20 protein-coding genes are annotated in these 22071 nt (G+C 36.2%); 2 read left to right on the top strand and 18 right to left on the bottom strand.

Annotation, left to right across the window (positions count from 1 at the left end):
• Nucleotides 1-221 precede the first annotated feature (221 nt).
• On the top strand, nt 222-2501 hold the full coding sequence (gshAB, locus tag ACQV2T_RS05865; RefSeq protein ID WP_428874194.1) for a bifunctional glutamate--cysteine ligase GshA/glutathione synthetase GshB: 2280 nt from the start codon (nt 222-224) through the stop codon (nt 2499-2501).
• Between the two features lie 61 nt (nt 2502-2562).
• On the opposite strand, the gene ACQV2T_RS05860 is transcribed toward gshAB, so the two are convergent.
• The 4 genes from ACQV2T_RS05860 to coaBC all read right to left on the bottom strand — a co-directional run bounded on the left by ACQV2T_RS05860 (nt 2563) and on the right by coaBC (nt 6977).
• The gene (locus ACQV2T_RS05860; protein WP_428874193.1) at nt 2563-3648 is read right to left on the bottom strand and encodes a M42 family metallopeptidase; all 1086 of its coding nucleotides are present in this window, start codon (nt 3646-3648) and stop codon (nt 2563-2565) included.
• Nucleotides 3649-3726: 78 nt separating this feature from the next.
• Entirely contained in the window at nt 3727-5010 is a 1284-nt protein-coding gene (locus tag ACQV2T_RS05855; protein ID WP_428875526.1) for an ABC transporter permease, read from the bottom strand.
• Nucleotides 5003-5743, bottom strand: coding sequence for an ABC transporter ATP-binding protein (locus tag ACQV2T_RS05850; RefSeq protein ID WP_428874191.1), 741 nt, complete (start codon nt 5741-5743; stop codon nt 5003-5005). Before ACQV2T_RS05850 ends, ACQV2T_RS05855 begins: the two co-directional genes overlap by 8 nt.
• Nucleotides 5744-5753: 10 nt before the next feature.
• On the bottom strand, nt 5754-6977 hold the full coding sequence (gene coaBC / locus ACQV2T_RS05845) for a bifunctional phosphopantothenoylcysteine decarboxylase/phosphopantothenate--cysteine ligase CoaBC (protein ID WP_428893349.1): 1224 nt from the start codon (nt 6975-6977) through the stop codon (nt 5754-5756).
• A gap of 274 nt (nt 6978-7251) precedes the next feature.
• Here coaBC and ACQV2T_RS05840 point away from each other — a divergent pair, with 274 nt between their 5' ends.
• Entirely contained in the window at nt 7252-7569 is a 318-nt protein-coding gene (locus ACQV2T_RS05840) for a hypothetical protein (RefSeq protein WP_428875525.1), read from the top strand.
• On the opposite strand, the gene ACQV2T_RS05835 is transcribed toward ACQV2T_RS05840, so the two are convergent.
• The 14 genes from ACQV2T_RS05835 to secA all read right to left on the bottom strand — a co-directional run bounded on the left by ACQV2T_RS05835 (nt 7566) and on the right by secA (nt 22055).
• Nucleotides 7566-8102 carry a TIGR01440 family protein gene (locus ACQV2T_RS05835; protein WP_428875523.1) on the bottom strand — a complete coding sequence of 179 codons (537 nt, stop codon included), beginning with the start codon at nt 8100-8102 and terminating at the stop codon, nt 7566-7568. The two genes, ACQV2T_RS05840 and ACQV2T_RS05835, sit on opposite strands and share 4 nt — an antisense overlap.
• Nucleotides 8103-8374: 272 nt before the next feature.
• Entirely contained in the window at nt 8375-9067 is a 693-nt protein-coding gene (locus ACQV2T_RS05830; protein WP_428893348.1) for a transposase, read from the bottom strand.
• On the bottom strand, nt 9001-9585 hold the full coding sequence (locus ACQV2T_RS05825) for a transposase (RefSeq protein WP_428893350.1): 585 nt from the start codon (nt 9583-9585) through the stop codon (nt 9001-9003). The genes ACQV2T_RS05830 and ACQV2T_RS05825 overlap by 67 nt, the downstream gene beginning before the upstream one ends.
• A 135-nt stretch (nt 9586-9720) precedes the next feature.
• Nucleotides 9721-10668 carry a substrate-binding domain-containing protein gene (locus ACQV2T_RS05820; RefSeq protein WP_428875492.1) on the bottom strand — a complete coding sequence of 316 codons (948 nt, stop codon included), beginning with the start codon at nt 10666-10668 and terminating at the stop codon, nt 9721-9723.
• Between the two features lie 139 nt (nt 10669-10807).
• Nucleotides 10808-11467, bottom strand: a complete 660-nt coding sequence (gene phoU / locus ACQV2T_RS05815) for a phosphate signaling complex protein PhoU (RefSeq protein WP_428874185.1) — start codon at nt 11465-11467, stop codon at nt 10808-10810.
• 20 nt (nt 11468-11487) lie between these two features.
• Nucleotides 11488-12249 carry a phosphate ABC transporter ATP-binding protein PstB gene (gene pstB, locus ACQV2T_RS05810; protein ID WP_428874184.1) on the bottom strand — a complete coding sequence of 254 codons (762 nt, stop codon included), beginning with the start codon at nt 12247-12249 and terminating at the stop codon, nt 11488-11490.
• Nucleotide 12250: 1 nt separating this feature from the next.
• A complete protein-coding gene (gene pstA / locus ACQV2T_RS05805; RefSeq protein ID WP_428874183.1) occupies nt 12251-13066 on the bottom strand; it encodes a phosphate ABC transporter permease PstA in 816 nt (271 codons plus the stop codon).
• Complete coding sequence (gene pstC, locus ACQV2T_RS05800; RefSeq protein ID WP_428874182.1) at nt 13066-13974, bottom strand: phosphate ABC transporter permease subunit PstC; 909 nt, start codon at nt 13972-13974, stop codon at nt 13066-13068. Before pstC ends, pstA begins: the two co-directional genes overlap by 1 nt.
• 177 nt (nt 13975-14151) lie before the next feature.
• Nucleotides 14152-15909 carry a two-component system histidine kinase PnpS gene (pnpS, locus tag ACQV2T_RS05795; RefSeq protein ID WP_428874181.1) on the bottom strand — a complete coding sequence of 586 codons (1758 nt, stop codon included), beginning with the start codon at nt 15907-15909 and terminating at the stop codon, nt 14152-14154.
• Nucleotides 15906-16673, bottom strand: coding sequence for a response regulator transcription factor (locus tag ACQV2T_RS05790; RefSeq protein WP_428874180.1), 768 nt, complete (start codon nt 16671-16673; stop codon nt 15906-15908). The genes pnpS and ACQV2T_RS05790 overlap by 4 nt, the downstream gene beginning before the upstream one ends.
• Before the next feature lie 137 nt (nt 16674-16810).
• Entirely contained in the window at nt 16811-17695 is an 885-nt protein-coding gene (gene ftsX, locus ACQV2T_RS05785; RefSeq protein WP_428874179.1) for a permease-like cell division protein FtsX, read from the bottom strand.
• Nucleotides 17682-18368 (bottom strand): cell division ATP-binding protein FtsE, encoded by a 687-nt coding sequence (gene ftsE, locus ACQV2T_RS05780; protein ID WP_428874178.1) that lies wholly within the window; start codon nt 18366-18368, stop codon nt 17682-17684. The genes ftsX and ftsE overlap by 14 nt, the downstream gene beginning before the upstream one ends.
• A 42-nt stretch (nt 18369-18410) precedes the next feature.
• Nucleotides 18411-19521, bottom strand: a protein-coding gene (gene prfB, locus ACQV2T_RS05775; RefSeq protein ID WP_428874177.1) for a peptide chain release factor 2 whose coding sequence is annotated in 2 segments (ribosomal slippage) — nt 18411-19448 and nt 19450-19521 — 1110 coding nt in all. Because the reading frame shifts where the segments join, the coding sequence is not laid out codon by codon here.
• 77 nt (nt 19522-19598) lie between these two features.
• Entirely contained in the window at nt 19599-22055 is a 2457-nt protein-coding gene (gene secA / locus ACQV2T_RS05770; protein WP_428874176.1) for a preprotein translocase subunit SecA, read from the bottom strand.
• Nucleotides 22056-22071: the final 16 nt, after the last annotated feature.

Genomic DNA, 22071 nt, shown 5'->3' with positions numbered 1-22071 from the left:
ATAAGTGACAACTTCTATATACTAGCATGGTTTAGACTTTTTGTCAAACCTTTTTAAAAAGTTTTTTTAAACTTTTTTTCTTTCGTTTCGGTCGTTCGTGACGACAAGAAATAATATAACATGGGTTGTCTTCTTAAGTCAAGGGCTTTTCAAATTTTTTTCACCTTTTTTCTTATCACTTTGTTATAATATTAATTACTTCATATAAGAGGAGCTTTCTTATGAATAAAATTATTGAGTTTACAATCGAAGATTTGCCATTACTTTGGGAATCGACCGTGGGGCTCGAACGAGAAACCGTTCGAATCAATTTCAACGGATCAATTAGTGAGAGTGACCATCCTCATGATTGGGGAAACCGTTCCTTCCACCCTTATCTTCAAACTGATTTTTCTGAAAGTCAATTAGAGTTAATTACTCCACCCTTTTCTACTAATGAAGAGGTAATCAATTGGTTAGCTGGTCTTCACCAGATAACACAGCATAGAATTTCAAATTCGAAGCCAGCAGAAATGCTTTGGCCTTATAGTATGCCACCTCAATTATCTAATATTAATCAAATTCGAAGCGCTGAATTAGATAATAAAGATGACTATAATTATCGTAAATATCTTATTTCATACTACGGCAAAAAAGTTCAACTACTATCAGGCATCCATTATAACTTTCAAATTAATGATCAGCTTTTAAATCAAAAACTGAATTCCTCAAAATCAAAATATATCTCCAATCGAAATAAGGTTTACATGGACTTGACACGTAAATATCTTTACTACCGCTGGGTATTAACTTATCTTTTAGGGGCCACCCCTTATTTTTCAGATGATTACGAGACTGTTTTATACGGCAAACCCCACAAAACAGTTATGAAATCAGTTCGCCAAAGTCGCTATGGCTACAGGAATAGTAAAAACGTTTCAGTTTCCTATAATAATTTTCAAACATATGTCACAGATATTGAAGATCTCATTTTTCAGGGGATTCTACATTTTGAGAAGGAGCTCTACCGAGATGTTAGAATGCGGGGGGCTAAACCTAATCGCGCAATGCTCAAGGAGGGCATTTCTTATTTAGAATTTAGAAATTTTGATCTTAATCCTTTTCAACCATTTGGAATCAGTTTGGAAGACCTCGATTTTGTAAAAGTATGGATTCTTGCTCTTCTTCTTCACCAACAGTCAATTAGCGAAGAAGAAATTAATCTAGCCAATGAACGTAACCAAAATACAGCAGAATCTAACCCTATCGATCCATTAATCAATAAAGAACTTATTAAGTCTTTCTCATATACCTTACAAACTGTTGCAGAAAACCTAGATGCTCATTACTATCCCGACTCTTATTTAGGTCAGCTTGTTGCTAAAAAGTTTATGCAAATAGAGCAACCCTCCCAAACGCTTGCAGGCCAAATCACTAGTCAATATACCGACTTTAAAGACCTTTCCCAGGGCTTGCTTAAACTTAGCCAAATTTTTCAAAGACAGTCTTTAAAAAACAAATATCTCCTTCATGGTTTTGAGAAGTTAGAACTTTCGACACAAGCCTTAATAAAAAAAGCGATAGAGCTTGGTATTCAAGTTACCATCGTTGATATTGAAGATAACTTAATTGAACTTCAATTCAATGAGCATACAGAATTAATCAAAAGTGCTAATATGACTTCCTTAGACAGCCAGGTTTCATACTTCTTAATGGATAACAAATCAGCTACTAAATTGGTTCTTGATAGAGAAAAAATTCAAACACCTAAAGGGAGAAAATTCAATGATTTAGATCAAGCAATCAATTATTATTCTCTATTAGACAAATCTGCAATCGTAATTAAACCGCAAAATACTAACTATGGTTTGGGAATTACTATCTTCGAAAATTTTCCAGAAAAAGAAACCTATACAAAAGCTATGAAGGAAGCTTTCAAACACGATCATACGGTATTAGTTGAAGAATTTATTGAAGGGATTGAACTAAGATTTTATGTGCAAAATCAAAAAGTTTTAGCAGTTTGTGAAAGACAAGCCGCTCATATTATTGGCGATGGCCAGCACACTGTTGAACAGTTAATCGATCTCGAAAATAACCATCCATTCAGAGGGCCTAGACATCTAGCTCCTCTTACCTTATTAGAAAAAGGTGAAATAGAAAGAATAACTCTTGCTGAACAAAACTATTCTCTGCAATCAATTCCCGTTAATGGTAAAAAAGTCTACTTAAGAAAAAATTCTAATGTTTCTTCCGGAGGAATTGCCATCGATCGAACCGATCAAGTTCATTCAGATTTTATTAAAATTGCTGAAAGAACAGCTGCAGCTATGAAATCCACTTTCTGTGGAGTAGATATCATTATCAAGAACTATCAAGAGCCTCTATCTAACTCCAATTCTTACGCTGTGCTAGAGGCTAACTACAATCCAATGATGAGTTTGCACCTTTTTCCTGCTATCGGACATTCACAACCCCTAGCTGAACGAGCGCTTGAAGCCTTATTTCCTGAACTGAATTAATGAATTAAACCCCCTTAGGTATCAAACTTCTGATGCTTAAGGGGATTAATAAAGTTAATTTTTATGCGTTATCTTTAATTTGCTTGATTGTCTCTGCATTCAACTCTTTCACTACTGCTGTTACTAATTTGACCATATTTAAGTAGTCATCTTCGTGAATAACAGAAGTATGTGAATGTAAGTAGCGAACTGGAACAGTAATCGCAATAGAAGGAATACCATTTAATGCTAGGTGTTGTGAACCAGCATCGGTTCCACCACCAGGAATAAATTCGAATTGATAAGGAATGTTCTCTCTATCAGCCACTTCTACTACAAATTCACGTAAGCCACGGTGAGCTATCATTGAGCTATCATAAACAATGATTTGAGGTCCCTTTCCTAATTTACTTGCAGATTCATCTTTAGTCATACCAGGTGTGTCACCCGCTGTACCAGTATCTAGAGCAAATGAAATATCAGGATTAAGCATATGTGCAGCAACTCTAGCTCCGCGTAGACCAACTTCTTCTTGAACGTTAGCCCCAGAGAATAGAACCGTTTCATGTCCTTCTTTAGCTAAATTCTTCAATACATCAATTGCAACAGCTATACCGATACGGTTATCCCAAGCTTTACCTAAAAGGAATTTAGTGCCATTCATACGACGTGTTTCGATGTACGGAGTGATCATATCGCCAGGGCGAATACCCCATTCCATGACTTCATCTTTAGAAGAAGCACCTAGGTCAATAAAGATATCTTTAAATTCCATTGGCTTTTTACGAGCTTCTGCAGTTAGTACATGTGGAGGTTTAGATCCTGTAACACCATGGAATGTCTTACCTTCTCTTGTAGTTACTGTTACTTGTTGTGCTAAGACAACTTGACTCCACCAACCACCAATGGTAACGAACTTAAGAAATCCTTCATCGGTGATTTCTTTAACCATAAAGCCAACTTCGTCTAGGTGAGCAGCTAACATAACGCGTGGTCCATCCGCATTGCCTGTATGCTTAGCAAAAATACCACCCAAACCATCTTGCAGATATTCTTCTGCTTGGTCTTTAGTTTCTTCTTTAAACAATTCGCGAACATAACGTTCATTGCCACCGATCCCGTTAACTTCTGTTAGACGTTTAAGATATTCTTCATTTACTGACATCATTCATCCTGCTTTCTTAATAAGTATTTGTATTAATTTTAACAAAGAATTCGTTTTCAATCAAAGAAATTCTTTCTTACTTTAAAGAGGCTTTCTTTTATCGGACTTCTTTTTTAATTTCTTTAACCAAATAGGGACATAAAAGTGAATTATAGCTAAAATTAGTATTAACCAAGCACACGAAACCCACAGTAGTGTTAAGGATAAACCCACTTTAACTAGCATTCCTAAACAAAAAGCAAGCATCATCATCACCAAAATTGAAGCTAACATCCTCTGAAAAGCATTCTTTTTCAAATGTAAATCTTGAGTAGGATAAAGTAATTGAAAAGGCAAATTATTCCCTAGTAAGTAAATCGGTAAAATTTGAATAAGCGCGAGCCAAAAACCAATTCCCCCTATTAAGGTTAAAGCCAACCAATTATCAGGCAATAAGAAAATGATAATCAGAATAAACACTGTAATACGAAGCCATATACCTGAATAACCTTCATGTCGAGTAATCATTCGAGCAAAGAAATAGCTATATCGATTAGCCTTTTTCCCTTGAATCAAGTTCATCAAAGGATACAACCATTTCCGTTCCTTAATGGGAGTTTTTACTTGTGGAACATCTGCAAATAGAGAAATCAGCTTATAAAAACGCGATTTATTAGCATGAGACTGGTTAATAATGAACTCAAAATCGACAAGGTTTTTAGCTAATATACGATAACGCCAATATACAATCATTAAATATAGTCCGCTTACAACTAACATCATTAAAAATGGATAGAAATCGGGTAAATAAAAGCTTATCGTTATAAAAAATCCAGTAAAATAGTTGAGTGTTTTTACGGAATTTCTAGATAAAAAATTGTTATTTTGATAATAAAGATTTAGGTATTGATTGATCACAGCTAAAAATTTCAAAGTTGCATAAATAAAACAGAAGAAAACAGCATTATTTTGATTCCAATCACTCACAATTGAGATTAACGGATAGAAAAGAAAGCTAATTAAAAGAGCTAGGCTTACTTGAGAAAGCGAGGTGTAGATAAAAGCTTTTCGCCAATATTTAAACCAATCCTCGCCTCTAGGAAATAAATAGGATCGGTCAGCCTCATGATTTAACCATAAAGGGTGCCCGAAGTTTAAAATTACTGTAAGAAAAAAAGCTATCATCAAAGGAATCATCCATATGAAAGCAAAATAGGAACCTTGGTTTAATCTTTCAAGTAGATCTCTATAAGTCAAAGCTAGAAAACCCATCAGTACGAAAAGCACTATAGAGAAATGATCATTAAAAATTAATCGCCCATATTTCCCAACTTCCTTCAATAATTGATTAGCTCTTTTATTAAATAAATGATCCAAATTAATCATTAACTTCACCTGTCTTAGTCATGGTCATATAGATATCGTTTAAGTTCGCTTTTTGGAGGTTATAGATAGCCTGCAACTGGTTTAAGTCTCCTTGAGCTACAAGTTGACCTTTTTGAAGCAAAAGAAAAGAATCACATAAGTCCTCAGCAATCGCTAAAATGTGTGTTGTAAATATAATTGAGCGACCAGAAACTGCGCTCTTCTTCAATAAATCTGTGAATTGTTGAATAGCTAGCGGATCTAATCCTAAGAATGGTTCATCAATAATTAATAATTGAGCATCCGTAACTAGAGCACAAATAATCATTACTTTTTGCTTCATTCCTTTAGAAAAGTGAGTGGGGAACCACTCTAATTTTTTTTCTAGGCGAAATTTCTTTAAAAGAGGTTGGGCTCTTTGCATGACTGTTTTCATCGGAATTTGATACCCAAGAGCTGTCATTTCTAAGTGCTCCTTCAAAGTTAATTCTTCGTACAAAATAGGCGTTTCAGGAATATAAGCAATTTGACTAGCATACTTCTGGTGGTCTTCTGCAATTGAGATGCCGTCAATCAGCACTTGCCCTGACTGGTTAGGTAAAAGGCCTAAAATAGTTTTCAAGAGCGTTGATTTTCCTGCACCATTTAAACCAACTAATCCAACTATTTCGCCTGAGTGAATTTCAAAATTTACATTATTAATGACCGGAACATTGCGATAACCGCTTGTTAGATTTTCAACTACTAATTTCATTTATTCTCCTCTAATCTTTAATAATCGGATCATTTAGAATAATTTCCCAAACTTTTCTTGCTAGATCAATTTTTTCCATTTTAGGTAAGTTCACAACTTGCCCTTTTTCGTTTAAAAGAGTCACTTGATTGTTTTTTGAATTAAAACCAATGTCTTTCTGAGAAACATCATTCGCGATAATCCAATCTATTCTTTTTGACTTTAACTTTCTTTGAGCATATTCGATTAAATTTTGAGTCTCCGCAGCAAAGCCAACTAAAACTTGCTGCTTTTTATTTTGTCCTAATTCCGCTAAAATATCTGGGTTTTCGATAAGTTCCCACAGGATTTTCTCATTCTCTTGATCCTTTTTCTTAATTTTATGTTCAGCTTGATCCATCATTCTGAAGTCACTCACCGCAGCTGCCATAATAACGTAATCCGTTTGCGCATAGCGCTCATTGATTTCTTTTTGCATTTGAAGCGCTGATTCCACTAAAATCAAGTCCATATTATCCATCATTGGAAAATGATCTTTAGTGGAAATGAAAGAGACTTCTGCTCCCAAAAAACTCGCAATTTTAGCCATAGCATATCCCATCTTGCCGGAAGAATCATTGGAAATGTAGCGAACAGGATCGATTCTTTCTCTCGTTCCACCTGCTGTTACAATCACTTTTTTATTCTCTAATAATTGAGGGTAAAAATGTTTGGCTGCTATACTTTCAAGCTTTTCAACAATCTGAGTAATAACTGGTAATCGCCCTTTGCCTTCATAACCTTCTGCCAAAAAGCCTGTATCCGGTTCTAACAAGTAGTAACCATCTTTCTTTAGACGTTTTAGGTTTCTTTGAGTGGCAGGATGCTGATACATGTTTGTGTTCATCGCCGGACATAAAAGACAAGGACAAGCAACAGCTAATAGTGTTGTAGAAGCTATTTCATCTGCTATGCCGTTGGATAATTTTCCAATAATATTAGCCGTTGCTGGGGCCACCACTACAAGATCACACCAATCAGCAAACTCAATGTGCTGAACGTGTTCAGTATCATTTTCACTAAAAGTATCTATCAAAACTTCATGGCGCGAAAGCACTTGTAGAGTTAGCGGAGTGATAAACTCACTTGCTGACTTTGTCATTATAACACGCACTATTGCCCCAGCTTTAACAAGTTGTCGCACTAATTCAGTCGCTTTATAGGCAGCAATTCCACCTGTGACAACGACACCAATTTTTTTCCTTAATAAAACCATTCTGGAGCTCCTATCTATTTTATAATCTAAAAACCTGTTAACTACTGTTCAAGTAACTATCTTTCCTTGTTAAACTATATAAAAAAATAAAGGAGATTCCTTTGTTACCTGAAATAAATTTAATTAATCTTGGTGAAAACAACTACTCTATTGAATTTACTTGCTTGTATAAACATCAACAAAAAGATGGTTGGCCCTTTTTAACGGATAGAGCACTCATGCAAAATGATAGCATGGCCTTCCCTTAACAGAAAAAATTGAGGTAAGCAATCATTTGCATTACACAGACCACATTAAAAATGAACAACAAGCAGAAATATTGGCCTTTGACAGCCCTCGTTTCTTCTCTTTTACTTGGAACGTGGGTTTCATTAAGATGGAATTGTCATCGACAAATCATTCAAAAACTTATCTCGCCTTTCAATATTGGGTGCTACTTATTACAGAACAATCGCATCACGAGCTTAGCCAATGGATTTTAAACTTAGAACTTTTAGAAGCTCTCTTGGACGATAAGGAAACCATTGATAAAAAGGGGCGTTACTATCAAATTGACCAGTATGTTAAGAAGATAATTAAGGACTACATTTAATAATTTGCGCGTTCTCCACCAATTAATTTTGGCCGCGATGATAGTCCATTTACCCTGGCAAACCCTAGTTGGTTGTGTTTAAAACGAACAGGAATTTGAACATGTTTTATATGCATACCGATATGTGTATCCCCAATATCTATACCTGCACTTGCTTGAACATGCTCTACCATGACTGGATCCTTGAATAACTGATAGGCCGCTACGGCTGCTCCTCCTCCCGCATGCAAAGCAGGGACTACTGAGACAATTTCTAAGCCATACTTTTTAGCAGCTTGACGTTCTATCACTAGACTGCGATTAATATGCTCACAGCCTTGAACCGCAAGAAAGAGTCCCATTTTGCTTGTAGTTTTGATTAAAGCATTAACTAATAGTTTCCCGTACTCTGGACGAGATGCCTTCCCAATTTTTCCACCTGCCATTTCAGATGTTGAGCAACCTAAAACAAAAATATCCTGAGAATCTACTTTCCCCTGGAATAAATCCTCTATTTCTCCCATTAGACGATCGATTTCTAACTCGATTTCCATACTTTTCACCTTCTTTGTTTTCTTTCATTTTACCACATATGATTGCAAATAAAAAAGCGCACCCAAGGTGCGCCCAGACTGAAGACAAACCCTTCTTTGAGGATGACTCATACAGGGTTTGTCTTTGTTTCTGCCCAAATTTCCTTAATAAATAAAAAAACGAAGCCTTTCTAGCTCCTCATTTCTAATATGTTTGCTAACTTTCTCATGTTCATACAAGCAAAAGTGAGCCCTGCTTTAAATTCCATCAAGGCTTTTCCAATTAAATGCATCTATCGAAAGCCATGATGCTCCTTGGCAGTGCCAAATAATCTTTCTACTGATTCCTTACGTTCTTTATAAAGCTCTCGCATGCCATCTGAATGTCTTATATCTTCACATGTTTCAAGGGCTTCTTGCCAGACATGTCGGGTAATCACACGATTATTTTGATATTTCTTCTGGTCGTGACTCGAAGCTTTGTACTCTCGATAGCCTTTTCGATTGGTAGTTGTATAGCGATAGACCACATCGTTTTCATCTAAATAACAATCATAGTATTCGTCATAGATAATGTTTCTATTCTCCCGTTTACGTCTTGGCCGTGTATAAGGAAACACCGGTGTAATTTCTTGTTTGAATAGGAATTGAGCGATAGTAGGCGTTTTATATCCCGCGTCTGCAATGACATGCTTAGGGTTAAAAGGAATAATCTTTTCAAAGATTAAAGGAAAAGCTTGGGTATCGTGTGTATTTCCCGGATGGACACTATATCCTAAAACCCACCCATTACGATCACAGGCTGTTTGAATGTTATAGGCAAAAACTTGCATATGATCTCCTTTATGGAGCCATCCTGCCTCCGGATCATTAGGACTGATTGTTTGGGATTTTGTTAAGTGCTCCTTTTCGGTATTTTTTAGAAGCTTTTGCCGTGAATCGCTCGGTCTTCTTGAACGGCTTCCATCATTTCCTCTGCCAACCATTTTGCTTGGACGATCACTTCTTTATTCGTATACTTTCGGCCATTGGCGCAAGCTTTAACATGGCTACCATCGATAAAAATATCCTTTGAATCCACCACGCCAGCCTCAACGCATTGCTTTAAAATTTGGGCAAATATTTGCTCGGCTAAACTTTGAGATTCGAAACGACGCTTATAATTTTTACCGAAGGTTGAAAAGTGTGGCACAGTATCCGTTAAAGAAAGCCCTAAAAACCATCGATAAGCAACATTCACTTCAATCTCTTGAATGGTTTGGCGCATACTTGGAATACCAAAGAGATATTGAATCATAGGGATTTTAATCAAAGTTATCGGGTCAATACTTGGTCGACCGTTATCTTGACAATAGACGTCCTCTACCAAGTCATAGATGAAATTAAAATCAATATGATGATCAATTTTCCGCAAAAGATGATTGGGAGGTACCAGTTCTTCAAGGGCATAAAATGCCATTTGATTACGTGCTTCAAAGGTTTTACTGTCAGCATTTTTTGTCATCATACGAATCACCCGTTTTCTTTTTATTATACACAAAAAAGCCCTCTAATTCACTAAGAAGTAGTGGTTTAGAGGGCTTTGTCTTCAGTCTGAGCGCACCCAAGGTGCGCCTTGATTATTTACTTATTCACTTAATTATTTTACCGTATCTTCCCAAGTAGAAATTTCTCCTAAGAAGATTCCACGGATTGCTTCTAGAGTCATTTCTTCAGTAGGGTTTTCATTATTTACTACTACTGCGATACCATCGATAGCAATTGCGTCGTGTTTTAAAGCTTCCATTTCCTCATCTTTTAATTCACGAGAAGCCATACCTAAGTCAGCGGTATCATTCATTGCTGCTTCCATACCTGCAGATGAACCGTTTGAAGTAATATTAATTTCAACGTTTGGTTGGAATTCTTTATAGGCTTCAGCAAGTTTTTCCATTAAAGGAGATACAGAAGTTGATCCAACAACTTCAACAGTTCCTTCTAATTCTGCAGTTGCTTCATAAGGAGCTAGCTCACTTTCTACTTCTTCACTTTCTGCTGCTTCTTCTGATTCTACTTCTTCACTTTCTGCTTCTACAGTTTCATCTAACTCTTCGCCAGCAGGTGTTACGCTGATGTATCCTTCTTCTTCAACTACTGCTTGTCCTTCTTGAGAATGAATGAATGTTAAAAAGTCATTTGCAACTTCAGATAATTCTTTTTCTGCTGACCATGCAACATTAAATGGACGAGCGATTGGATAGTCTCCAGCTTTGATAGCTTCAGGAGTCGCTTCAGAACCATCAACTTTTAATGCTTTCACTGAATCATCAAGTGATCCTAATGAGATATATCCGATTGCTGAAGGGTCTCCAGCAACTGTTTGCATTACACCAGATGTTTGGTTTTGAACAGTAGCATTTTGCGTAGTTAGGTCGTTATCATCTTCATCAACAACACCGACAATTTCAACAAATGCGCCACGGGTACCTGAACCATCTTCACGACTAATTACATTAATTGGCCCTTCTTGAGCCATTGCTGGAACAACTACCGACAACCCTAAACCTGCTACAGCTACTAATAGTAAAGCTTTTAATGATTTTTTCATTAATTACATCTCCTTAAATTTTATCAAATCAGCAACACAACTACATTGCCAACATCGAACTCACTCAACGTTAGCACATTCATAGTATACATAAAATTTGTAAATTTAATGTAAATTTAGTGTTAAGTTTGAGTAAATACTAGTGATTTAAATCAACTATCTCTGCTTTTTTAAGATATACAATTCGCTCACAAATATTAGTGACATAGTCACCAATTCTTTCAATTGAATTCCCAATTGCTAGATAGTTAATTCCTGTATTAACAGACTCTCTATTCTTTTCCATTCGTAAAGCAGAGTCATTATAAAGTTGTTTAAGACAGGCATCAACTAATTCGTCACGGTCGGCAATCTCTTGTGCTTTTACCGCGTCTCTTTCCGAAAAAGCTTCTAGAACATCATTGATCATTTCAAAAACCATTTGAGCCATTTTATTTATTATTTCTGTTAAGGATTTAATTTTTTCTGTATCTTCATTAGTTCGATTAACATTTTTTGCTATTAAAACAGCATGGTCACCTATTCTTTCTAAGTCAACACTAATGCTCATTACTGTAAAAATCAAACGTAGATCTTCCGCCACGGGTTGTTGTAAGGCGATTAAACGATAAGCTTCTTTTTCAATCTCATTGGCTAATTGGTTAATTTCTTGATCTGCTTCTTTTAATTTTGAAGCTGCACTGGTGTCGTCATTATTGAATGCGTTAATAGCTAAATGCACATTTTCGATGACTGCTGTTGCTTGTTCTGATAACTTATTTGAAAAGTCTTCTAAATCCTTTGTGTAAATATTTCTCATGATTGACTCCTTTCAAGTGTCTATCCAAAGCGTCCAGAAATATAATCTTGCGTTTGATCATTAGCTGGATTCGAGAAGATTTTTTCGGTTTCATCGAATTCAACCACTACACCTTCATAGAAAAAGGCAGTTTTATCAGAAATACGTCCGGCCTGTTGCATATTGTGCGTAACGATAATTACGGTATATTTTTTCTTCAATTCACTCACTAAATCTTCGATTTTGTTTGTTGAAATAGGGTCCAAAGCAGAAGTCGGTTCATCCATTAGAATAACTTCAGGTTGGTTGGCAATTGCACGCGCAATACAAATTCTTTGCTGCTGACCACCAGATACGGCAGTAGCATTTTGATGAAGCTTATCTTTAACCTCGTTCCAAATAGCTGCCCCTTTTAAGGACTCTTCTACTATTTGATCTAATTGTGTTTTATCTTTGATACCGTGAGTTCTTGGTCCGTATGCAATATTGTCATAGATAGACTTTGGAAAAGGGTTGGGTTGTTGGAAAACCATTCCGACTCTTTTACGTAAATCATTAACATCCATCCGTTTATCGTAAATATCCATGCCATCCAAAGCAACTTTTCCATCCACTCGTGTACCCGGTGTCAAATCTTGCATTCTATTTAAAATTTTTAAGAAAGTAGACTTTCCACAACCAGAAGGTCCGATAAGGGCTGTTACCAAATTTTCTTCTATTTCCATATCAATATTTTTTAAGGCATGAAACTCACTGTAATAAAAGTCTAAATTTTGAACTGAGAATTTTGATCTGTTTGCCATTTTATTTTCCTCCTGAACCTAATCGAGCGCCTAAGAGTGTAGATAGCCAGTTGATAATTAAGACCAGCAATACCAAAACCGCTCCTGTTGCATATGCTTCTTTAACGTGAAAACCTTCTGAAGATAAAACATACATATGTGTAGCCAATGTTCTACCCGAACTCAATAGGTTTTTAACCATACCTGAGGACGTACCCATCGTATAAATTAAGGCCGCCGACTCCCCTACAATACGGCCAATTGCTAAGATAATTCCGGATAAGATACCTGGCATAGCAACAGGAAGAACAACTGTAAATATCGTTCTTAATTTACCAGCACCCAGAGCTAAGGAACCCATCCTTAAAGAATTATTAACCGAAAGTAAAGCTTCTTCTGTTGAAGAAATAATGATTGGTAAAATCATAATGGATAACGTTAAAATGCCAGCAATGTGAGAATAGGTTTTAAAAATTACATTCACAAACAGTAACATCCCGAATAAACCATAAACAATTGAAGGAACCGCAGCCAGTGTATCGGTTGCTAACCGAATCCAATGTACATATCGATTTCCACGGTCTGCATACTCAACTAAATAAAAAGCTGAAAAGACTCCGATTGGAGCAGATATTAAAAGTGAACAGCCAATCATAATTAAGGTTGAAATAATAGCAGGCATCATCGATACATTGTTTGAATTGTATTCCCAGGCAAAAAGTTGAGTGTTCATAACCGGCAAGCCGTTCCAAAGAATGAAACCGATGATAAAGAGCAACATACCTATGGTAAAAAAGGCTGCTAGCCAAACAATAAAGCGAATGATTTTTGCGCTCATTAAGTTCTATCTCCTTTCGATTTAATCCACATGAAGGTACCGTTAATAATTAAGATAAAAACAAATAACATTGAGGCTGTCATAATTAGTGCGTGCTGGTGATCACCACTTGCATATCCCATTTCCAACACAATATTGGTAGTCAGTGTTCTTGTTCCTTCAAACAAGCTTTTAGCCAACCTTGGTTGATTTCCAGCAATTAAAACAACCGCCATTGTTTCACCAATCGCACGACCAATCCCTAAGATAATGGCAGATAGAATACCAGATTTAGCCGCTGGGACAATGACATTTAAAACAGATCGCTCATGAGTAGCACCAAGACCCATTGAGGCATTATAATAGTGTCTCGGCACCGCTCGAATAGCTGCTTCTGAAAGTCCAATTACAGTCGGTAGAATCATTACACCTAATAAGACCGAAGCTGTCAGTATATTCATTCCATTATTAGCTGGTAAAAACTTTAATCCTCTGATGAATGGAACCATCATTTGAAGAGCAAAAAAACCATAAACGATTGAAGGAATGGCTGCCATTAAGTTAATTGCTGGCTTAAAGATTCTATATAAAAAATCTGGACAAAAATATGCCATAAAAATAGCCGTTAGAACTCCAATGGGAACTCCAACAACAATAGCGCCAACCGTAACATAAATAGACCCCATAATGAAAGGGAAAATACCATAAAGAGGCTCTTTCCAAGAAGGCTGCCACTGCTGACCTACAAAGGTTTTTAAGAAGCCATGCTTCATTAGAAAAGGAATTCCACCTTGGAATTTCCAAACTCCGTCATCAACTGTTCCACCTACAAAGATGAAATAGAAGATTAAAACAATTGATAAAATAGATAAGAATGCACAAAACATAAAGACATATTTCATGAATCTTTCTAGCACTTTGCCCTGCATTAAGACAACTCCTCCACAATTTACTTGACTACAATAACTCTTGCATTGATAGTACATTGTTATTGTACTTCACCTATGTAAATTCTTTGTAAATTTTCAGCAAATAATGTTACAAATATGTTACAAGACCCTGGGTGAAGGGCTTTCTTATAACATTCTTAACTGTAAGCGTCATCATTAATTAGGGAGAATTATCGTAAACGATGTCCCTACCCCCACTTGACTTTTTACCTCGATTTTACCACCCATCATTTTGACTAAATTGCGCACAATCGAAAGCCCAAGGCCTGTTCCACCTGAATTTCGACTGCGCGCTTTATCAACTCGGTAAAACCTTTCAAAGATTCGATCCATCTCTGTTTCGGGTATCCCTATTCCTGTATCAGCAACAGTTAATTCAATTTTTTTCTTTTTTTCTTTAATACTAATTGTTATTTGACTGCCTTCATCTGAATAGTTAATAGCATTGTCTAATAGATTGGTTAAAATTTGCTCAAAGCGATATTGGTCTGCTTTCAAAGCAATATTGTTATTAGAAATCAATTCGACCTTAATTGATTTTTGAGCAGTTTTTTGAGAAAGAAACTCGATCATATTTTCTGTTACTTTATCCACATAAAAGCTTGATCTAGGTAAATTATTTTCACTTTTTTCAACACGAGATAACTCAAGAATATCTTCAATAATCATTTCCAGTCGATTACTTTCTTTGGCAATAATGTTAACAAATTTATTAGCTGCCTTCTTATCTTTTAGCGCTCCGTTTAAGAGTGTTTCTGCAAAACCTTTGATAGCAGTCACAGGTGTTCTTAGTTCATGTGAAGCGTTGGCTACAAATTCACTTCTTACCGTTTCTAAACGACGGATTTCAGTTATATCATAGAGTAATACCAAAAAAGACATTTCACTGGCTTGATATTCTTGATAGGAAAGGATATTGACATCCAAGAATTTTGATTTAGGTACATAAACTTCTACTTCTTCTTGTACAGGCAAATGTGTTTGCATCACTCGATTAATCAAACTGATTAATTGAAAAGATTTTAAAATTGCTTGGTAAGGACGCCCAATTACTGTTGGCGACAGTCCTAAAATTTTTCCTAAAGCTGGATTCATGAGATCAATCTTTCCTTGAGAGTCAATGACTAATACTCCAAGGTTGATGTTCTCCAGTAATAAAGAGTATTGCTGTTGTCCAGAAATCAGATCATTGCGGTCTTCTCCCAAATACTTGACAATATCGGTAACTGATTGTCCTAATTGATTAACTTCGGGAATCGAATGTTCAAGGTATTCATAATGATAATCGGAATCTCTAACCTTTTCTATCCCTTGCCTTATTGATTGAATCGGACCCGTAGTTTTTAGCAAGGCTAATCGAATAGCTAAGAATATAAGGGAAAGCTGAACCATAATATAAATTGCTACCAGCTTCCAATATTCTTGCCATTTGAAAGAAAAGTAGTTCTTATCGACCGATTCAACCAACCAAACAGTTTGTTTGTTCCAATTTAATTTCTTACCAGCATAGATCCGTTGATCAGCTCTCCAGGAAATTATATTTTGACCTTTATTTTTAATAATCTTTTGATGAATGAGACTCAGACTGCTCTTTGTATTACCTTCTTTTGAATTTCTCCATAAAGTATTGGGTACTAAGCGATTTTTCGAATTATTTCTTTGAGAAATTAAAAAAACCTCGCGATCTTCACCACTAAAGATACTATCTAGGTCTTGATAATAATCTTCTATCCGACTTTGATCTTTAATGAATATGTAAGCTGAATGAGTTTGCACTTGATCTTGTAAAATCGTATAAATTGTCTGCTCAATTTGTCTGTAACCCAAATAAACTAAAGATAAAATACCTATCATAAATAGGACAATTCCTAGTCCCAATTGTCGGCGTCTTTGGCTCGGGTCTATCAGTTTCATGCTTGTGGTACCTCAAATTTATAACCAAACCCTCTTACCGTTTTAATATATTCAGGACTTTTTGTGTCGCTTTCAATTTTTTCCCTTAAATGTGAAATATGGACATCGACGATACGCGTTTCACCCGCGTAGTCAAAATTCCATATGTTATTAAGCAGTTGATCACGACTAAGTATACGCCCTTTTCTAACTGCCATATAGAGTAAGAGTTCAAACTCTTTGGGCGTTAAATCAATTGATTTACCATCACATATCACTTCATAGCGGTCTGGAAATATTTCTAACTTACCGAGCCTTATCACATCATTTGAATTCTCAGATGCATTAGTAGGAACTTGTAGAGGTGTAATATCTACTGATTCTGTCTGACTTTCAACCTCTTTTACATTCTTTTCGCTACTTTGCATCCTACGCCCAATTGCCTTAATTCTGGCAATAACCTCCCTTGGGCTAAAAGGCTTGGTCATATAATCATCTGCTCCTAATTCTAAGCCAATAATCTTATCATATTCATCATCTTTGGCCGTCAACATTAAAATAGGTGTTTCAATTTTTTCTTGACGCACACGGCGACATACATCCATTCCATCCATTTTTGGAAGCATAATATCTAAAATGATAAAGTCAAACTTTTCTTTTTTAATCAATTTATAAGCGGTCTTACCGTCTTCTGCAGTGACCACATCAAAACCAGCTTGATTTAAATTGTATTCTAATAACATTAATATCGATTGTTCATCATCGACAACCAGCACTCTTTTCATAGCCAACCTCCTAGGATCTCTAAGTACTTTCTTATTCTAGCAGACGCCTTCATCTATTAAAAGATATCTTCTAATCAATAGCTTTCACTACTATAAAAAGACCTCCCTTTAAAAGAATAGGGAAGTCTTTTAAATTTCTATTTAAAAAATTTGTTTACAGCTCTTTTTGCTGCTAAAACACCTAATAGATAGCCCAAAACCAGCAAAATACCAGATATATACAAGATATTAGGATAAATAGGCATGGCATACTCCGGATTAAAAGCCAGTAACTCTTGAGCCAGGCTAAGGATTGCTTGGTAGGAAAAATATAAAACAATACTGGCTATGGCAGCGCCTATAATTCCTACACTTCCCCCTTCAATAACGAAAGGTGCCTTTATATAAGATTTTTTTGCACCTACCAGCTCCATGATTTCAATTTCTCTTGAGCGCGACTGAATAGTTACTTTAATTGTGTTGGAGATAAGTAAGATAGCTATCAGAATAAAAATAGCTCCTAAAATAGCTATAGCATATCGCATAATTTCAATTGTTTGGATCAAGCTCTCAAGATTGACTGAACCAATATTAGCACTTTGAACCCATTTTAATTTTTGAACTTTTTTGGTTACTTGCTCTAATGAATTAGCTGAATTTACAGTGACTAAGTACATATTGTTAAGAGGATTTTGATCCATTAATACATCAAAATCTTCTGTAATAACTTCTTGGTAAGACTCTAATTCTTCTTCTGCCGACCGATAGACAACTTTAACAACATTATCCATCGCTGCAATTTCATCACCAAGTTTTCTCTCATCAGCAACCTCTGCTAAAGGATCAATCATCACTCGTACTTGAATCTCATTTTCAATCGTTTCTGTCAATTGATTAATATTCAATACGAGAACAAAAAAGGTGCCTAATAAAAATAAAGTTAGACTCATAACTACGATTGATGCAGAAGTCAGCCAGCCATTTCGAAATAAATTTCTCATTCCGTCTCTAAAATGACGAATACGGGATCTAATCCATTTCATTTTTTACACCTCTTTTTATATCTCTTACCAATCTACCTTGGTGCATTTGTAAAATTCGGTGAGGGTGGGAGTTAACGATATTATCATTATGAGTTCCCATTAGAATAGTTACTCCAGAGCGATTAACTTTTTCTAAAGCTCGCATTATCAAAACTGCACTGGTTGGATCTAAATTACCCGTCGGTTCATCCGCCACAAGCACTTGAGGACGATTAGCTAAAGCTCTCGCTATGGAAACCCTTTGTTGCTCTCCACCTGACAACTCGTTCGGTAATTGATGCATTTTAGACTTTAAACCAACGATATCAAGAACTTCCAACACACGTTTTTTAATTTTCTTTTTACTCTCTCCTGTAACTTCTAATGCATAAGCAATGTTTTCAGCTACTGTAAATTGGTGTAAAAGTTTGAAATCTTGGAAAACTACACCAACTTGCCTTCGTAATAGGTGAACTTTCCTTTCAGCTAAGTCATGCGCTTTAAACTGATTAACAATCACTTGTCCGCTTGTAACTTTTTCTTGACGATTTAACAATTTCATCAGCGTAGACTTCCCCGAACCACTAGGTCCTACTAAATAAACAAATTCTCCCTTATTTATCTCGAGACTCACATCTTTAACAGCCCATATTCCATTACCATACTGTTTGCTCGCTTTAATTAGCTTAATCAACAATTTCACCTCACATACTAGTAATTCTTCACTCTTTATTACTTATTTTTCTTCTTGGATATTCCACCTTAAGTAAGCATCAATAAAAGGATTTAATTCTCCATCCATTACAGCGTCGATATTCCCCGTTTCATAATTCGTTCGATGGTCTTTTACCATTGAATAAGGGTGGAAAACATAGGACCTGATTTGTGAACCCCAGGCATTATCTTTTTGCTCACCTTTTATCGCTTGTAATTCAGCTTCTTTTTCTTCCACTTCTTTTTGATAAAGTTTTGCTTTCAAGAGGCTCATAGCTTGCTCTTTATTTTGAATTTGTGAACGATTGGATTGACTTTGAGTAACAATTCCTGTCGGAAGATGTGTAATTCGAACGGCAGAAGAAGTTTTGTTTATATGTTGTCCGCCAGCTCCTGAAGCTCTATAAGTATCGATACGTAAATCTTCAGGATTTACTTCTAGCTCAATCGAACCATCAATCATCGGAGTAACATCAATTGAACAAAAGGAAGTGTGTCTGCGCGCATTAGAATCGAAAGGCGATATCCGTATGAGACGATGAACCCCTTTTTCCGACTTCAGATGTCCATAAGTTTTATAGCCAGAAACCTCAAAAGTAGCGCTTTTAATGCCTGCTTCATCCCCATTTTGATAATCTATAAATGTTATCGCATAATGATTGTGACTCGCCCAGCGTTCATACATTCTCAACAACATTTCGCCCCAATCTTGGGATTCTGTCCCTCCCGCTCCTGGGTGAATTTCCATAATCGCATTGAGATGGTCATGATCTCCCGACAAAAGAAGAGATAGTTGATAATCATCAATTTGTTTATTGAGTAAGACCAGCTTTTCTTCTAGCTCTTTTTGTAATTCAGGATCTTGGCCTTCTTCAATAAGCTCTAGTCCAATCATTGCATCATCCAGTCCTTCTTCTAATTGATAAAAAGAGTTTTTTTCGAGTTTACATTTATTTAATTCTTGAATTAAAGATTGAGCAGCTTGATTATCGTCCCAAAAATCTTCCTTTAACATCTTCGATTCCATTTCAGCAACGTCTGCTTCCAATTTATCGATGTCAAAGGGACCCCCTTATTTTTTCAATATTAAGTTGGGCCGATTCTATTTGGTCCTTAATTTCATATATTTCCATCATATCACCTTACTTTTTAAAATTGACACAAAAGGTCCTTTGGAGTTAATCCGCAGGACCTTTGCTATTCTGTCATATTAGCCTTTTAATGTTTTTACACTTTGGTGTTTAGGCATTGAACTTGGTTTTACCCGAGGGCTTGTGGAATTAACTTGCTCCCTCTCCAAATTCTGACGAATTTGTGCCTTCATTATGAATCGAGTGATGTCATATTCAATTGCAGCAATCATTTCTTGGAAGCGATCAAAGCCTTCTGTTTGATATTCTGTTAGAGGGTTCGTTTGAGCGTATGCTCTTAGACCAACACCTTGACGTAAATGATCCATCGCATCAATATGGTCTGTCCATTTCGAATCAACCACACGCAAAATAATTACTTTTTCAAATTCTAAAACTTGTTCAGGACCATTTAGTAAAGCAATTTTCTCATCAAAAGCCGACACAGATTCATTATACAAATAATTTATTAATTCTTCTCTGCTCTTACGTTCTAAGTCTTTTATTGAGATTTTTTCTGGACTAAATAATGTGTTGTGAACGAAGTCCAATAGACTGTCTAAATTCCAATCCTTTTCATCGTTTTCAGTAGCATAGGCCACTTCACGCTCGATGGTCCGTTTAATCATTGCTTTAATATGAGGTGTTAAGGTTTCTTCTTCATTAATCACCGCCAATCTTTGACCATAAATAACTTCTCTTTGCTCACGCATAACTTCATCGTACTCTAAAACACTCTTACGAGTATCGTAATTATTACCTTCCACTCTCTTTTGGGCTGATTCAACTTGACGAGATAACATCTTACTTTGAATAGCAAGATCTTCTCCTTCATTGTTGTCGTCTGTCATATTCAGTTTTTCCCAAACCTTTTGAATTCTGTCTGATCCGAAACGTCGCATCAAATCATCTTCTAGTGATAAATAGAATTGTGATGCCCCGGGATCTCCTTGACGTCCTGCCCGTCCACGTAACTGGTTATCAATTCGACGTGATTCGTGACGTTCAGTTCCGATAACAGCGAGTCCGCCTACTTCTTTAACTCCTGATCCTAACTTAATGTCGGTTCCCCGTCCAGCCATATTGGTCGCGATGGTTACCGCACCTCTTTGACCGGCAGCCATAACAATTTCAGCTTCTTTAAAGTGATTTTTAGCATTCAAGACTTCATGAGGAATACCTTCTTTTGTTAATAATTTTGATAGGTACTCTGAAGTTTCTACAGCCACTGTCCCTACTAAAATAGGTTGCCCTTTAGCATGACGTTCTTTGATTTCTTCTACGACGGCAGCAAATTTAGCTTTTAAGTTTGGATAAAGCAAATCTGGGTGGTCTTTTCTAATAACTGGTCGATTGGTTGGGATTGAAACGACGTTAATATTGTAAATTTCTCTAAATTCTTCTTCTTCCGTCTTAGCCGTTCCCGTCATTCCAGATAATTTTTCATACATACGGAAGTAGTTTTGGAAAGTAATCGTTGCCATTGTCTTGGACTCATCTTGGATTTCAACATTTTCTTTTGCTTCAATCGCTTGGTGAAGTCCATCTGAATAACGACGACCGTCCATAATACGACCTGTAAATGGATCGACAATCTTAACTTCCTCTTCGTCTACCACATAGTCAATATCATGAATCATAATGTAATTTGCGCGTAAAGCTTGATCAATATGATGAACCAGTGATGAATTTTCAACATTATACAGGTTTTCTAAGCGAAAGATTTTTTCAGCCTTGTCAACTCCAATATCTGTTAAAACAATTGACTTAGAAGTCAAATCAATGGTGTAGTCTTCTTCTTCTTTCAATCCCTTAACAAAATAATCTGCTCGATTATAGAGGGCTGTCGATTTCTCACCTTGACCAGAAATAATCAACGGTGTACGAGCCTCATCAATTAAGATAGAGTCCACTTCGTCTACTACCGCAAAATATAATGGTCTTTGAACCATTTGAGACTTGTAAACAACCATATTATCTCTTAAATAGTCAAAACCTAATTCGTTATTTGTAGAATAAGTCACATCACAAGCATAAGCTTCACGCTTTTGAGCAGCGTTCATTGAGTTTAGATTTAAGCCGACTGTTAAGCCTAAAAAGCGGAAAACTTCTCCCATTTCTTTAGAGTCACGAGTTGCTAAATAATCGTTAACAGTAACAACATGAACCCCTTTACCTGACAAAGCGTTTAAATAAACAGGCATTGTCTCTGTCAAAGTTTTACCTTCACCGGTTTTCATTTCAGCAATATCACCCTTATGAATGACAAAGCCGCCTTGAATTTGGACACGATAGGCCAATAAGCCTAATACTCGATAAGCAGCTTCTCTTACAACAGCAAATGCCTCTACCTGAATATCATCTAAACTTTTTCCACTAGCTAATTTATCTTTTAAAATAGTAGTTTGGGCACGCAGTTCTTCATCAGTCATCGTGCGGTAATCTTCTTCTAAGTCGATTACCTGGTCAGCTAATTTTCCGGTTCTTCTCAATTCAGCATTATCATTTTCAATTAAATTTTTTAAAAAGTTGGCCATTAATATGCTCCTTTAA

The organism is Facklamia sp. P13069, assembly GCF_050409405.1.
Lineage (GTDB): Bacteria > Bacillota > Bacilli > Lactobacillales > Aerococcaceae > Facklamia.
The sequence above is the reverse complement of the archived record's forward strand: the minus strand, read 5'-3'. Positions and strand labels throughout refer to the sequence as shown.